Annotated in this window: 13 protein-coding genes; 4 read left to right on the forward strand and 9 right to left on the reverse strand. The window is 68.7% G+C overall.

From position 1 onward, the window contains the following. Nucleotides 1-5 precede the first annotated feature (5 nt). From mauJ to ACS5PN_RS15895, 5 genes are all read right to left on the reverse strand, one after another. Nucleotides 6-1049, reverse strand: coding sequence for a methylamine utilization protein MauJ (mauJ, locus tag ACS5PN_RS15875; RefSeq protein ID WP_439464945.1), 1044 nt, complete (start codon nucleotides 1047-1049; stop codon nucleotides 6-8). 80 nt (nucleotides 1050-1129) lie between these two features. After that, nucleotides 1130-1594, reverse strand: a complete 465-nt coding sequence (locus ACS5PN_RS15880) for a hypothetical protein (protein WP_439464946.1) — start codon at nucleotides 1592-1594, stop codon at nucleotides 1130-1132. Between the two features lie 164 nt (nucleotides 1595-1758). After that, a complete protein-coding gene (locus ACS5PN_RS15885) occupies nucleotides 1759-3882 on the reverse strand; it encodes a TonB-dependent receptor family protein (protein ID WP_439464947.1) in 2124 nt (707 codons plus the stop codon). Between the two features lie 96 nt (nucleotides 3883-3978). Then, nucleotides 3979-4644, reverse strand: coding sequence for a type 1 glutamine amidotransferase domain-containing protein (locus ACS5PN_RS15890; protein ID WP_439464948.1), 666 nt, complete (start codon nucleotides 4642-4644; stop codon nucleotides 3979-3981). A gap of 83 nt (nucleotides 4645-4727) precedes the next feature. Next, nucleotides 4728-6638: a sigma-54-dependent Fis family transcriptional regulator gene (locus ACS5PN_RS15895; protein ID WP_439464949.1), complete on the reverse strand. Its 1911-nt coding sequence runs from the start codon at nucleotides 6636-6638 to the stop codon at nucleotides 4728-4730. A gap of 292 nt (nucleotides 6639-6930) precedes the next feature. Between ACS5PN_RS15895 and exaC the strand changes: the two genes are divergently transcribed. Beyond that, nucleotides 6931-8454, forward strand: a complete 1524-nt coding sequence (exaC, locus tag ACS5PN_RS15900) for an acetaldehyde dehydrogenase ExaC (protein ID WP_439464950.1) — start codon at nucleotides 6931-6933, stop codon at nucleotides 8452-8454. Nucleotides 8455-8461: 7 nt separating this feature from the next. Next, entirely contained in the window at nucleotides 8462-8839 is a 378-nt protein-coding gene (locus ACS5PN_RS15905) for a DUF779 domain-containing protein (protein ID WP_439464951.1), read from the forward strand. A gap of 1 nt (nucleotide 8840) precedes the next feature. Here ACS5PN_RS15905 and ACS5PN_RS15910 read toward each other — a convergent pair whose 3' ends face one another. Continuing rightward, nucleotides 8841-9494, reverse strand: coding sequence for a hypothetical protein (locus ACS5PN_RS15910; protein ID WP_439464952.1), 654 nt, complete (start codon nucleotides 9492-9494; stop codon nucleotides 8841-8843). Nucleotides 9495-9623: 129 nt separating this feature from the next. Continuing rightward, nucleotides 9624-10277: a hypothetical protein gene (locus tag ACS5PN_RS15915; RefSeq protein ID WP_439464953.1), complete on the reverse strand. Its 654-nt coding sequence runs from the start codon at nucleotides 10275-10277 to the stop codon at nucleotides 9624-9626. Nucleotides 10278-10418: 141 nt separating this feature from the next. Between ACS5PN_RS15915 and ACS5PN_RS15920 the strand changes: the two genes are divergently transcribed. After that, on the forward strand, nucleotides 10419-10985 hold the full coding sequence (locus ACS5PN_RS15920; RefSeq protein ID WP_439464954.1) for a flavodoxin family protein: 567 nt from the start codon (nucleotides 10419-10421) through the stop codon (nucleotides 10983-10985). Between the two features lie 10 nt (nucleotides 10986-10995). Here the strand turns inward: ACS5PN_RS15920 and ACS5PN_RS15925 are convergent, their stop codons facing one another. After that, the gene (locus tag ACS5PN_RS15925; protein WP_439464955.1) at nucleotides 10996-11778 is read right to left on the reverse strand and encodes a substrate-binding periplasmic protein; all 783 of its coding nucleotides are present in this window, start codon (nucleotides 11776-11778) and stop codon (nucleotides 10996-10998) included. A 184-nt stretch (nucleotides 11779-11962) separates the two neighbouring features. Here ACS5PN_RS15925 and ACS5PN_RS15930 point away from each other — a divergent pair, with 184 nt between their 5' ends. Then, a complete protein-coding gene (locus ACS5PN_RS15930; protein WP_439464956.1) occupies nucleotides 11963-13423 on the forward strand; it encodes a CotH kinase family protein in 1461 nt (486 codons plus the stop codon). A gap of 25 nt (nucleotides 13424-13448) precedes the next feature. Here the strand turns inward: ACS5PN_RS15930 and ACS5PN_RS15935 are convergent, their stop codons facing one another. Beyond that, on the reverse strand, nucleotides 13449-14711 hold the full coding sequence (locus ACS5PN_RS15935) for a glycoside hydrolase family 10 protein (protein WP_439464957.1): 1263 nt from the start codon (nucleotides 14709-14711) through the stop codon (nucleotides 13449-13451).

Consider the following 14711-nt stretch of genomic DNA (forward strand, 5'->3'; position numbering starts at 1 on the left):
GCGCATCACCGGCGCTTTTCGCGCCATGAGTAGGGGCCTTCGGCGTTGTGCGCGCTCCCGAGCTCAACTTTCATTTCAGGAAGCTCGTGGAGGCTCGGTTCTTCCGGATTGGAACTTTTGACCACCAGGTGCAGCTGCATGCGCAGATCCCGGTGCGCAAACATGTTTGGTTCGAGCATCGGCAAAGTGACCGCGCCTCCTGCGCGCGCGACAAGCTTATGAGACAGATGATTTAAGAGCGCAGCGCGAGCCACGTGCCCAATGTTGTCGACTAGCTTGCCGATCTCGACCTTGTGCCTGCTCTCGACGGCGCTCAAATCCTCGCCATGGGCTATCGCGTTGCGGAAGTCGTTCCCTATCTCGTAGAGCTTGGTGTGATCCCCTTTGACCAGCTTTTGAAACAGCAGCTGAATTGCTTGCTTCGCGTACGGACGGTGAGTCGGAACAAGATCGCAGGTCGGGCAGAACAGGTCTCCCTTGCACTTGCTGCAACTGTCCGGGACCTTCGTGGTTGGTTTCTCAACCTGCGCCACGAGCTCGATGGATTGCCAGAAGTACTGAAACTGGTCGTCTGGGTATTGGCTGCTGACGCCGTTCGAAAACCACCTTATGGCTCTTTTGATGGCGATGTCGGAGTTCGCCTCCAAAGCGTTACGCGCCGACTCGACCAGCTCCTCGGTCAGGCATTTGTAAGGCCGATCGTCGACAACAAAGTTGCTCACGTCGATGCAGTCACGGTCCGCTAGCCCTGCGGTCCAATCAACGATGCGGCGCAGTCGGTGAATCCGAAATGTCATGCTCGTGATCAGGCTGAGGTGCGTAAGGTACTCACGAAGCAACTCCGTGCTTGGCGATTCCGCCTGATCGATGTGTTCCCCAGCCATGATCACAATGGCTCGCAACAGTGGCTCGTCAAGCCCTTTTTCTACCTTTAGGTCGCTCAGCTGGATTTCAGCGCCTCTGATCTCAATGCGTAGAAGGCTGCCCGGAATCTCGTCTGCTAAGCATCCGTGAGCCAGTACCTCGAATTCGACTAGAACCCTGTTCATATGAATGCCCCTGATTTACCTAGAGATCAGGCCCGGCAATGGGTCATCGCAGAGCCGTGTTCGCGGTTCGGGGGCAGATCTCAAATCTTTAGCCCTGCCGCCGCTGCCTGCTCTGCCGTCACCTCTTCCTCCGCATCCCGATACCTCGAGTGCCACGCATAGGTTGCCCTCATGGCTGTCAGATAGAACAGGAAGAAAACGATGGTCAGCAACACACCGGAGGCCTTTCCCATCTCGTACCACATCAGCAACTTGCCAATAGTGAAGTAGATGAAGAGGAGCGTGGCGGCCACGCGGCTCTTGCGGAACACGAAGATTGCCAGCACTGCGAATATGGCGGCGTCGACAAGAACGGCAGGGTCCAGCATGTAGGCGAGGTCTTTGTTCGTCGAGGTGGTCACGAAGCCCGCGACACCGAACGCCACAGTGATGCCCGCCGAGATCAGGGCGGCAATGCCCCCGCTCTTGATCGCCTTCGCACAGGACGCCCTGTCGTGAAAGCTGAAGCTGTCCAGGAACGATTTCTTCTCGCCGTATGTGGCCATTGGAGACTCCCTTGTCGATGTGGATAACAGTCGTCCAGGGCGAGTCGTTCGATAGACGGCTCTTGTCGCGTGCTGGACGGGTTTATGTTGCCAGTCCGACTTTTTGCCGGGGCCCCGGCAAACCCGCAAGCAGAGGATCAAACCCTATAGGCCAACCTATCGCTTCAAAACCGATAGCTCCCATTCACGCTCGCCAACCACGTCCTTCCCGGCGCTGACTCAAAGAACCGCCCATTCCCATCGTTGACGATGACCGACCCGGCATAGCGGCGGCCCGTCAGGTTGTCCACACGCAGCAAGGCGCCCAAGTCCCAGGGGCCGAGGCTGAGCTGGTATCCGGCACTTGCCGCCAACGTTGCATAGCCCGGCGCCGCATCGCTGTTGAGGTCGTTGACATACACCTTGCTCAACGCCCGCGCCTCAGCGCCCAGGCGCCAGCCCCCGCTCGACTGCCACGTCAGCGCGCCATAAACCGAAGTGCGCGCAATGCCGGGAATGCGGTTGTCGGCATTGACCTGTTGGTTGGCCGCGGCACAGGGTGTGGCGGTGCAGGTCAAAAAGCCGTCGCGGTAGCGCGCGTCCAGCCAGGTGGCCGCGACTTGTGCCTGCAGCGTGGTGGCGAGATGAAACGAGCCCGACGCCTCCAGCCCACGCCGGCGGGTGGCGCCGGCGTTTTGATAGGTGGCGCGGCCGCCGACATTGGTCTGGGTGACGATCTCGTGCTCGGTGCCAGTCTGGAACAGGGCCAGCGTGATCTCGCTGCCGTCCCAGGGCCGGGCCTTGAGGCCGGCTTCGACGCTGCGGCTGACCGAAGCCTGCAGGCCGAAGTTCAAGCCGGTGGCGCCGTTGGGTCGGTAGGCCAGCTCGTTCAGCGTCGGCGTCTCGAAGCCCTTGCCGGCGGTGGCGTAGACATGCAGGCCCTCGCTGACGGCATAGCTCGCGCCCAGCACCGGCAGCGTGGCCGAGTAGCTGGCGGCGCCGCTGTCGTCAGGGTTGGTGCGGGTGATGTAGGCATCCGTGGACGTGAAGCTGACCTTGGCGCGGCGCACGCCGGCATTCAGCAGCCAGGCCGGCGTGGGCCGCCATTCGGCTTGCAAGTACGGGTCGGCATTGCTGACGTGGTTGGTCTCGTCGCGGCGCAGGGCCCCTTGCACGCCGAGCGTCGTGCCGACGAAGTTCTGGTAGCCCAGGCGGTGCTCGCTCAACTCATCGGCGGCCACGCCGGCGATGACGCTGGCCGTGGCTCCCTTCCAGCGCCAACGCACATCGGCCCCCTGGTAGTCGCGCGACAGGTCGATGACGCCACCGGGGTGCAGGGCGCTCGCCTGCGTGGCGACCGGGATGGACTGGAACTGCGTCGTCGTGCGGTGGCCTTGGTAGACCATCACCCGCAGCGTGTTGCTCGCATCGATGCCGTGCTCCAGCACCAGGCCGCCCTGGGTCTGCTGCATGGTCTTGCGGGTGTCGAAGCTCAGCGCGGACGGGTCGACGCTGCGCGGGTCGGCCTGCCATTGCGCACGCGTCAGGCCCAGCGGGTCCTGCGCCTCGGGCAGCTCGACGCTGTTGGCGATGACGGTGAGCTGGGTGTCGGCGCCGAGCTTGAAGTGGAGCCGCGCATTGCCCAGGCGCCTCTCGGTGGCGCTGTGCTGGCGGTAGCCGTCGGTCTCGAAGCGGCTGGCGCCGAGGGTGTAGCCGATGGCGCCTGCGGTGCCGCTGGCCGACGCAGCCACGCGCTTCAGGCCGTCGCTGCCCAAGCCCACGCTGGCGTCCGCGCGCGTCGTGCCCGTGGGCGCTGCGGAGTAGATGCTGATGACGCCGCCCGAGGAGTTGCCGTACAGGGCCGAGAACGGCCCGCGCAGCACCTCGACGCGGCCGACGGTGCCGAGTTCGACATTGGTGATCTGGCCCTGGCCGTCGGGCAGGGTGGCGGGGATGTCGTCCACATAGACGCGCACGCCGCGGATACCGAAGCTGGCCCTTGCGCCGAAGCCGCGCACCGAGATCTGCCCGTCCTGGGCGTAGTTCTGGCGGTCGCGGGCCAGCAGGCCGGGCACGCCGCCCAGGCCTTCGGAGAGGTTGACCTGGGCGCGGCCGGCGCGCAGTTCCTCGCCGGTGATGCGGTCGATGGAGGCGGGCACGTCGAAGGGCGGGGCCTCGCTGCGCGTGGCGGTGACGACGACGGGGGCCAGGCGCTCGGTCTCCGCGGCATGGGCGGCGAGCACCGGAAGCGCGAGGGCCAGGGCCGCGGCCAGGCGGGTGGAGCAGGGAGCGGAGGAACTGCGGAGCATGGCTCGCCGGCAGGCGGTCGGTGAAAAAGGGCGAAGCATGCCAGGGGCGGCATGCCCCCGGCCGCGGGCCGGGCACGCCGCGCAAGGCGTCAACGCTCAGTGCCCCGAGAGCGCAGCGACCAGGGCCTGGGCGACGGCTTCACTGGAATTCGGGTTCTGGCCCGTGATCAGCTTGCCGTCCTGCTCGACGTGGCTCAGCAGGGGCAGCAGCGCGGAATGGAAGTCGGCACCGCTGGCCTCCATCTCGTCCTGCAGCAGGAAGGGAACGACATCCTTCAAGCGCGCCAGGAACTCCTCGGCATTGGTGAAGCCGGTGGCGCGGCGGCCCTTGAAAAAGGGTTGGCCGTCGGTGCGGCTGGCATGCACCAGCGCGGCCGGGCCGTGGCAGACGGCCGCGATCACCTTGCCGGCCGCATCGTGGCGCGACACCAGGGCGTGCAGGGTCGCATTGCGCGCCAGGTCCACCATGGGGCCGTGGCCGCCGGGGATGAAGATGGCGTCATAGGTTTCGTCCTTGACGGATGCGAGCGTGGCGCTGTGCTGCAGCGCTTCCAGCGGCCGGGCCCAGGTGTCGCGTTGCTCGTCGGTCGGGGCCGTCTTGGGGTCCAGCGGCACGGGGCCACCCAGCGGCGAGGAAACCGTGACGGTGATGCCGGCCTCGGTGACTGCGAGGTAGGGCACGGCGAACTCCTCCAGCCACAGGCCGGTCGGATGGCCGGGTGCGAGTTGCGAGGCACTGGTGGTGACGAAGAGGGCGCGCATGGGAGGCTTTCAGGGTGGCTGCGCCCAATTTAGGCCGTCATCCGCCCGCGCCTTGTAGGCGGCAATGCCGCGCGCAGCGCGACTCAACGCACTCTGCGGTACAGCGTGTTCCGGCTGATGCCCAGGCGCCGGGCCGCCTCCGACACATTGCCCCCCACGGCCGCCAGCGTGGCACGGATGCGGGCATCGGTGAGTTGGCGCAGGTCGTCGGGGCTGGGCCCGACGTTGGCCACGTCGGCCAGGGCCGCCAGTTCGGCCCGCAAGTCCTCGGGCAGCTCGGCGTCGGTCAGTCGTGTGGCGCCGTCGTCCAGCAGGGCCACGGCCGTCCTCAGCGCATGGGCCAGCTGGCGCACATTGCCCGGCCAGCGCAGCCGCGAGAAGGCGGCCATCAGGGCGTCGTCCACCCGCAGCGCGCGGTCCGGCGCTTCGGCCTGCAGCAGCCGGCCCACCAGGGCGGCCAGGTCGCTGCGCTCGCGCAGCGGCGGCAGCGTGAGCATCAGGCCGTTGAGGCGGTAGTAGAGGTCCTCGCGGAAGCGGCCGGCGGCCACTTCGTCCTTCAGGCTGCGATGGCTGGCGCAGACGAGGCGAAAGTCCACCGTCACCGCGGCGCCGCCGCCCAGCGGCGTGACCTCGTGCGTCTCCAGCACCCGCAGCAGGCGGGCCTGCATGGCGAGCGGCATGTCGCCGATCTCGTCAAGAAACAGCGTGCCGCCGTCGGCCTCGCGGATGCGGCCCGGCGCGCCCTGGCGGCTGGCGCCGGTGAAGGCCCCGGAGCGGTAGCCGAAGAGTTCGGCCTCGATCAGCGTCTCGGGCAGGGCGGCGCAATTGACGGCCACGAAGGGCCGGCGAGCGCGCGCGCTGCTGGCATGCAGGGCGCGGGCGAACACATCCTTGCCGGTGCCGGTTTCGCCGCACAGCAGCAGCGGGATGGCAGGCTTGTCGAGCACGCGGCGGGCGCGGGCCACGGTGCCGCGCAGGGCCGTGTCGCCGGTGTCCAGGGCGGCCAGGGCATCCATGGGGCGCCAGTCGGCGTCGGCCACCGCAGGCCGCGGCGCGGCCGGTGCGGCGCGCTGGCGCAGCGTGTGGCCGGGCTCCAGGCGCATCCACAGTGGCGTGGCAGCGGGGCTCCCCTGCACGATGCGGGGCGCGGCGCCCTGGGCCAGCAGGCGGTCCAGTTCGGTGCCGAACACGCGCTCCACGGTGGCGGCGCCAATGTCGCGGCGGGCCAGGCCCAGCAGCTCCAGCGCGGCCGTGGTGGCGCCGACGATCCAGCCGTCCTCGCTCAGCGCGACCAGGCCTTCGGTGATGGTGCCCAGGCCTTCGGCTTGCGCGTGCAGGCGCACGACGATGCCGGCGGCGTGCCGCGCGGTAAAGAGCTGGTGCTCGATCATGCGGGCGCCGGAGCGCGCCAGCGCCAGGGTGTGGCGGTGGTAGCCGCGGCGGTCGCCGGAGATGTCCAACACACCGACCAGCTGGCCGGCGGCGTCGGCGATGGGCGCGGCGGCGCAGGTCAGGAAGCCGTTGCGCTCCAGGTAGTGCTCGCCGCCGTGAACGACCAGGGGCGCGCCCTCGGCCAGGGCCGTGCCGATGGCGTTGGTGCCGCGCCATTGCTCGCTCCATACGGCGCCGGGGCGCAGGGCCACGCGGGCGGCGCGGTCGGCGAACTGGGGCTCGCCGGTGGCGTGCAGCAGCAGGCCCTGGGCGTCGGCCAGCAGCACCAGGCTGTCGCTGCCCTGGACCTGCTCATTCAGGAAGGCCATCACCGGCCGGGCGTGGGCCATCAGCACATGGCGGTGCTCCAGCGCGTGGGCCAGCTGGGCGGCGCTGGCATGCGGCGCACCTTGCGGGCGGCCCAGGGGCTGCAGGCCGAAATCGCGGCAGCGCGCCCAGCTGGCCTGCAGCGGGCCGGCGATGAGGCCGTCGGCGACGGCGCCCGTATCCAGCCATTGGCGGCGGGCCTGGCGGATGCGATCCGGTGGCGTGGGGCTGGGCATGCGGCTTGTCTCCTGGCGGCCCGTCGAAGGCTCTGCACAACTCTGGCGGATGGGACGCTAGCTCGGCGCCCGGGCCCGTCAAGCGATTAAACCGCCCGGGCGGGTGCTGTGCCAATCCGGGGCGGTGTAACAGCGCGGCTGTTCCGTTTCGTGACAGTCGCCGCTGCTTTCGCGCGGTCGGGTGCGCCGCCGCAAGGACTTGGCGCTCCAACCGCGCTGGCATGGGCCTTGCGCTGTAGGCAGTGACCCGCGCAATTGACGCGGGCAATCCATTGCCCACTGGAGACAGCCCATGACCGTTTATGCCGCCCCCGGCCAAGCCGGCGCCAAGATCGCCTACAAGCCCAAGTACGACAACTTCATCGGTGGCAAGTTCCAGCCGCCGGTGGAGGGCCAGTATTTCGATGTCATCTCGCCGATCAACGGCAAGGTCTACACCCAGGCCGCGCGCTCGGGCGCCAAGGACATCGAGCTGGCCCTGGACGCCGCCCATGCCGTCGCCGCCAAGTGGGGGGCCACCCCGCCCGGCGAGCGCGCCAACATCCTGCTGAAGATCGCCGACCGCATCGAGCAGAACCTGGAGCTGCTGGCCTATGCCGAGAGCGTGGACAACGGCAAGCCCATCCGCGAGACGCTGAATGCCGACATCCCGCTGGCGGTGGACCACTTCCGCTATTTCGCCGGCTGCGTGCGCGCCCAGGAAGGCGCGTTGAGCGAGATCGACGGCAACACCATCGCGTATCACTTCCATGAGCCGCTGGGCGTCGTCGGCCAGATCATTCCCTGGAACTTCCCCATCCTGATGGCGGCCTGGAAGCTGGCGCCCGCACTGGGTGCCGGCAATTGCGTTGTGCTCAAGCCCGCCGAGAGCACGCCCATCGGCATCCTGCTGATGGCCGAGCTGATCGCCGACCTGCTGCCTCCCGGTGTGCTGAACATCGTCAACGGCTTCGGCCGCGAGGCCGGCATGCCGCTGGCCAACAGCAAGCGCATCGCCAAGATCGCCTTCACCGGCTCCACGGCCACCGGCAAGGTCATTGCCCAGGCGGCGGCCAGCAACCTGATCCCGGCCACGCTGGAACTGGGCGGCAAGAGCCCCAACCTCTTCTTCGAGGACGTGATGGCGCAGGACGACGCCTTCCTGGACAAGGCCATCGAGGGCCTGGTGCTGTTCGCCTTCAACCAGGGCGAGGTCTGCACCTGCCCCAGCCGCGCGCTGATCCAGGAGAGCATCTACGACAAGTTCATGGAGCGGGCGCTGAAGCGCGTGGCGGCCATCAAGCAGGGCAATCCTCTCGACACCGACACCATGATGGGCGCCCAGGCCTCGTCGATGCAGATGGACAAGATCCAGACCTACCTGGCCCTGGGCAAGGAAGAGGGCGCCAAGGTGCTGATCGGCGGCGACCGCGCCCAGCTGGGCGGCGACCTGGCGGGCGGCTATTACATCCAGCCGACGCTGTTCCAGGGCAACAACAACATGCGCATCTTCCGCGAGGAGATCTTCGGCCCGGTGCTGGCCGTGACCACCTTCAAGGACGAGGCCGAGGCGCTGCAGATCGCCAATGACACGCCCTATGGCCTGGGCGCCGGCGTGTGGAGCCGCGACGGCAGCCGCGCCTACCGCCTGGGCCGCGCCATCCAGGCCGGCCGCGTGTGGACGAATTGCTATCACGCCTATCCGGCGCATGCCGCCTTTGGCGGCTACAAGGAATCGGGCATCGGCCGCGAGACCCACAAGGCCATGCTGGACCACTACCAGCAGACCAAGAACCTGCTGGTCAGCTACTCGCCCAACGCATTGGGCTTCTTCTGAAGCCGCGGTGGCCACGCCCATCCCCCGCGTGCAGGCCACCGCTGCCGCGCAGGCGCTCATCGAGCAACTGCGCGGCCAGCATGGCGAGCTGCTGTTCTACCAGTCGCATGGCTGCTGCGCCGGCAGCGCGCCGATGTGCTTCACGGTCAGTGAGTTGAAGCTGGGTGCCGACGACCAGCGGCTGGGTGAAGCGGCCGGTGTGCCGGTCTACGCCAGCCAGTCCCAGTGCGACTACCTGGCCGGCCTGCAGATGACGCTGGATGTGGCGCCGGGCAACAGCGGCAGCTTCGGCCTGGAGGACGGCTCGGGCCAGCATTTCGTCGCCCACTTCCGGCTGTGGACGGATGAGGAGGTGCCGCGGCTGGCGGCGATCCGTGCCGTGTGAATCAGCGCCGGCGACCGCGCACCAACGGCAGCACGCCCATCGCCAACAGGGCCAGCGGCAGCGTGCCCGGCAGCGGCAGCTGGTTGACGGCCAGCGCCACGCGCAGGTTGTCCAGGCCGGTTTCCTCGTTGCCGCCGCTGGCCTCGTGCGCCTCGTTCCAGGTGAAGGAGGCGATGGACACGTCCGACACGATGCCGATGAAGATCGGCCCGATGACAGGTAGGCCGGCGACGTTCATGCTGTAGCTGCTGCCGTCGCTGAAGAGGAAGTCCAGCACGCCTTCGTCCACGGCCGTGGAGCCGTTGCCCGGGACGGCCTCGAAGCTCATGATGTCCAGCGCGACGGCCCGGTAGGGCAGGGTGTAGTTGCCCTTGTAGTAGCCGTCGCCCTGGGCACGCTGCGGGCCGAAGGCGCTGGCGCGGCGGTCGGTCGCGTTGAAGGCCTCGACGGCGCCGATATTGCTGCTCAGCGTGACACCGGGCAGCAGCTGCACGCCGGTGAGATCGGTGTTCAACGCGTAGCCGGAAAAGTCTTGCGTCTGCACCGGGCCGCTCACGGCGGCCTGCCAGTCGGCCAGCGTGGCGTAGACGGACACGGTCGCGGCCTGGGCCACGCCGAGGACAGAGAGGGCAAGGGCGGTGAAGATGCGGCGCATGGCGGGTCTCCTGGTGGCGGATGGGCCATTGGCTGCCTGTGGCTGCGCCGCGCACACCCCAAAGACTTGGGGGCGCCCCGCGGATGGAGGGGGCGTCATGGCGCGAAGACGTAAAGCCTGTCGCAGCAATCAGTGCCTGCGGCTTCGCAGCAGCGGCATCAGGCCCGATGCCATCAATGCGAGCAAGGCCAGCGGCAGCGAACCCGGCAGAGGCAGGCGATTGGCCGGCGCCCGCATGGCCACGCGCAGGTTGTCCAGGCCGCTCTCCTCGTTGCCGCCATTGCCTTCATGGGCCTCGGTCCAGCGGAAGGACGCGATGGCGCTGCTCGAAATGATGCCGACAAAGATGGGCGCGCCGCTGCCGCCCGAGATGGCGATGTTCTGGGTCGTGCCGTCGGCGAACAGCAAGGACAGCAGGCCGGGGTCGATGGCGGTGCTGGGCACGCCGGGGATGGCTTCGAAGCCCGTGATGTCCAGGGCCACGGCGAGGAAGGGCAGGGCGTAGTTCGCCTCGTAGAAGGCATTGCCGTTGGCGCGCGGCCCGAAGGCCATGGCCGTCTGCGCAAAGGCCTGCACGGGGCCGAGGTTGCTCGTCAGCGTGACGCCGGGCAGCACGGCCACGCCGGTCAGGTCGGTGCCGGGCGCGTAGCCGGTGAAATCCTGCGCCTGCGCCGACCCGCTGATGGCGGCCTGCCAGGTGGCGAGGCTGGAATAGACGGACACGGTGGCGGCCTGGGCCAGCCCAGCGGCGGACAGGGCAAGGACAGCAAGGGTGCGGCGCATGGGGCTCTCCCGAAAGGCGACACGCCATTGAGCGCCCGCGGCCGGGCCCGCGCCCACCCCGAGGTCGTGGGGATGCCCCGCGGATGCAGGGGGAATCGTCCGCAGCCATCATGCGGCCTCGTTCACCTCCGTTCTTGCGTCATGACCGATTCCACCGCCCGCCGCGTCCTGGTCCTGCTGGCCAGCACGCGCGCCGATGGCAATGCCGAGCTGATGGCCCGTGCGGCCGTGGCCGCCCTGCCGGCCGATGTCGAGGTGCGCTGGCTGCGCCTGGCCGAGCTGGACCTGCCGTCCTTCGCGGACATCCGCCACGAGGGCAGCGGTCAGTACCCCGAGCCCGAAGGCGACCTGGGCCGGGTGCTGAAGGACACGCTGTGGGCGACCGACCTGCTCGTTGCCGCGCCGCTGTACTGGTACAGCGTGCCGGCGCCGCTGAAGCTCTACCTTGACCACTGGAGCGGCTTCATGCGCGTGCCGGGCGCCGACTTCAAGCCGCAGATGGCCGGCAAGGCCCTGTACGTGCTGTGCGCCACCAGCAGCGGCGAGGAGCCGCACCTGGCCCGGCCGCTGCTGGACTGTCTGCGCTTCAGCGGCGACTACATGAAGATGCGCTGGGGCGGCAGCGTGCTGGGCGATGGCAGCAAGCCGGGTGACGTGCTGAAGGACGAGGCCGCCGTGGCCGCGGCGGCGCGGCTGCTGGTGGGCTGAGCGACCGCGTTCAGGGGCGGCGCTGCGCCGCCAGCGGCGGGTGCAGGAACTGGGTCTCCAGGCGCTTCAACGTGCCATCGCGCTGCAGAGCCTGCAGGGCTGCGTTGAAACGCTCGACAAGCTCGGGCTTCACCTGCTGCCGCGAGAAGGCAAATACCGGCGCGTCGTCGTCGATGACGATGGGGGTGGCCTGCATCACCGCAGCGAGGCCGAGCTGGCGGGCCAGGAAGGTGGTCGAGTACTCATCGGCAACGAAGGCATCGATGCGACGCATCTGCAGCATGCGCAGCAGGCCTTCGAGGCTGGTGGCCTCTTCCAGGCGGCGCTCGGGGCCGGGTCGCGCCAGCAGGGTTTTCAGTTCGGCGAGATAGGCCGTGCCGCGCTCCAGGCCGAGGCGCAGGTTGGACGCGCGCAGCTCGGCCAGCGTGGTGACGCGCTGGCCAGGCTCCAGGTCGCTGCGCAGGAACACCAGGTTGCGCGTGCGCAGGCCCGGCAGCGAGAAGCGGGCATAGCGCTCGCGGTCGGGCCGGGGCAGCACGCCAGGGACGAGGTCGACGCGGCCCGCTTCGAGCTCGGCCATCGCACGCGCGAAGGGCAGTTCCACGGGCGTCAGGCGGCAGTCGATGCGTGCCAGGGCCGCGCGCGCCACCTCGATCTCCAGGCCGGTCAGGCGATGCTGCTCGTCCTCGTACTGGTAGGGCGGGTCGTGCTTCCAGGTCGTGCGCAGCTCGCAGGCCGACGCGATGGCGGCGGGCAGCAGCCAAAGGCACAGGGTGCGGACGACGGAGCGCATGCCGGAGGGAGCGAGGGGCAGGTCTGACGCAATGTAGCCCTTCGGCCCGCCGTCACCAACGGCCGGCAGGCGTACCTCGCTGGTAACCCGGGCCGCATCCCGCCTGCCTACACTGCCCCGCGGCCTGCAGAGCCGCCCCCGGTGCGTCGCGCTGCGGGACCACACGGATGGATGGAGACAGGGAATGGCCAAGAACAACAACCCGTGGCTGGCCGCGCTGGCCGCTGGTGTGATCGTCGTGGGTTGTGGAGGCGGCGGCGGTTCTGCGGCGCCGGCTCCTGCCCCCGCCCCAGCGCCTGCACCTGCACCTGCACCTGCACCTGCACCAGCTCCTGCCCCGGCTCCAGCGCCGACCCCTGCGCCGGCTCCGGCACCCAATCCCGCCTGGTTTCCGACCGGCACGGCCGAGTCCTTCGCCCAGCTCGAGATCAAGACCACCAATGCCGCGCCCATCCTGACCCGCGAGGACTATGTGACGGGCAGCTACAAGTTCTCCGGCGCCGGCCTGACAACGGCGGAAGGGGTGCTGGAGATCAAGGGCCGCGGCAACTCGACGTGGGACTGGCCCAAGAAGCCCTATCGCCTCAAGCTGGGCAATGCCACCGCGCTGGCGGGCATGCCGTCAAGCAAGCATTGGGTGCTGCTGGCCAACTACGCCGACAAGACGCTGGTCCGCAACGACATGGCGTTCACGCTGAGCCGCCAGCTGGGCATGGCCTACACGGCGCGCGACCAGGTCGTGGAGGTGACGCTGAACGGCGAGTACCGCGGCCTGTACCAGCTGGCCGAGCACATCCGCGTGGCCAAGGACCGGGTCGACATCCCGGAGCTGAAGGCCACCGACACCGGCGCCGACAAGATCTCCGGCGGCTACCTCATCGAGGTCGACTTCCGCATGCACAAGGACTTCTGCAAGGACCCGGACGCGGCGGCCTTCTCGACCTTCTGCGTGAACGGCGTCAACACCCTGCGCGACACGCAGTACTGCGTCGACTCCAAGCGCGGCATGGCGCCCTTCTGCGTGAAGGAGCCCGAGGACATGTTCAAGCCCGAGTGGGCGGCGCAGCGCACCTATCTGGAGAAGTATTTCGCCGACGCGGAAAGCGCGCTGTTCGGTGACGGCTTCAAGGACCCGGCGACGGGCTATGCCCAATACATCGATGTGGACTCAGTGATCGACTACTACCTGATCAACGAGTTCGCCAAGAACGTCGATGGCGCGACCGCCAGCTTCTTCATGGCCAAGAAGCGTGACGGCAAGCTCCACTTCGGGCCCATCTGGGACTTCGACCTCGCCTTCGGCAACGCCGGCTACAACGGCGTGGATAAAGCCACGGGCTGGCACATCCGCCTCTACCCCTGGTTCGCCCGCCTGTTCGAGGACCCGGCCTTCGCCGCCAAGGTCAAGGCCCGCTGGCAGGTGCTGAAGGCCGACGGCAAGTTCGAGCAGATCCTGAGATACGCCGAGGCCCGCGCGACGTGGATGACCCAGGGCCAGCAGAAGAACTTCGTGAAGTGGCCCATCTTCGCCTGGACGACCTGGTACACCCGGGTGGTCCCAGGCAGCTACGACGGCGAGGTCAAGGAGATGCTGCGCTGGCAGCGCGAGCGGCTGAACTGGATGGATGCCGAACTGAGCAAGTGAGCGGCACCCTGCCGCTCAGGGTCGCTCAAGGCCGGGTCGCGTAGCTCTGGGCGCGCAGCGCGTCGGCAATGCCACGGCGGTTCTGCGCCAGCGCGGCCATGCTGAAGTGGATGTGGCCGCTGCCCGGCGACAGGCGGCGGATGCTGTCGATCTGGCCCAGCACCTCGTCGGGCTGCCAGCTCTTGTCGCTGGCGTCGATGCGGCTGGTGAACAGGCCCGGGTGGATGGGCCGGCCCAGCGGGTTGGAGGCGCGCCAGGCCTGCAGCAGTGGCTCGAAAGCCTGGGCGGTCTGCGCGCGTGGCCAGTAGAGCTGGGGCGCGAGGTAGTCCAGCCAGCCCTCGCGCAGCCACAGCTCGACGTCGGCATAGAGCTTGTCGTACTGGCTGAAGCCGGCAATGCCCGCGGGGCGTGCCGAAGGCTTGGGAATGCCGAAGGGGCTGATGCCGACGCGCGTGCCGGGGCGCACCTCGTGGGCCAGGGTGTACAGGCGCTGCACCAGGCTGTTGACGTTGTAGCGGCGCCAGTCGGCACGGCTCAGGCTGCCACCCTGGCTGACATAGCGCTGCCAGCTCGGCTCGTCGGGGAAGTCGATCTCCTGCTTGGTCGCCGGATCCTGGATGGGATAGGGGTAGAAATAGTCGTCGATGTGGATGCCATCGACGGCATAGCGGCTCAGGATGTCGCGCGCGACGGCCAAGGTCTGCTCGGCGGCGGCGGGCTCGCCGGGGTCCATCCAGAGCTGGTCGCCGTAGCGCTTGACCCAGTCATGGTTGCGGCCGATGTGGCTGTCGGCCAGGGCCGACTTGGCCGTGCTGTGGCGGGCACGGTAGGGGTTGATCCAGGCGTGCAGCTCCAGGCCGCGCGCGCGCGCCTCGGCCAGCCAGACGGCCAGCGGGTCGTAGCCGGGATGCTGGCCCTGGGTGCCCGTCAGGTACTCGCTCCAGGGCTCCAGCTTGGATTCGTAGAGCGCATCGGCGCTGGTGCGCACCTGCAGGATCAGCGCATTGAGGCCGATGCTGACGGCGGTGTCGCACAGGGCCTTGATCTCGGCCTGCTGGGCCTCGGCGCTGAGGCCGGGCTTGCTGGGCCAGTCGATGTTGGCGACGGTGGCGATCCAGGCGGCCCGCCATTCGCGGGGGGGCGGCGAGGCCGGGTCGGCGGCGACTGGCGCGGAGGCGGACGGTGCGGGCGCCGGTGCGGCTTCGCCGGGTGGCGTGGGCACTGGCGGCGTGGCGCAGGCGGCGAGCAGGGGGACGCTGGCGAGGCTCAGCAGATCACGACGTTTCAT

The organism is Roseateles sp. NT4 (assembly GCF_051857475.1).
Lineage (GTDB): Bacteria > Pseudomonadota > Gammaproteobacteria > Burkholderiales > Burkholderiaceae_C > Pelomonas.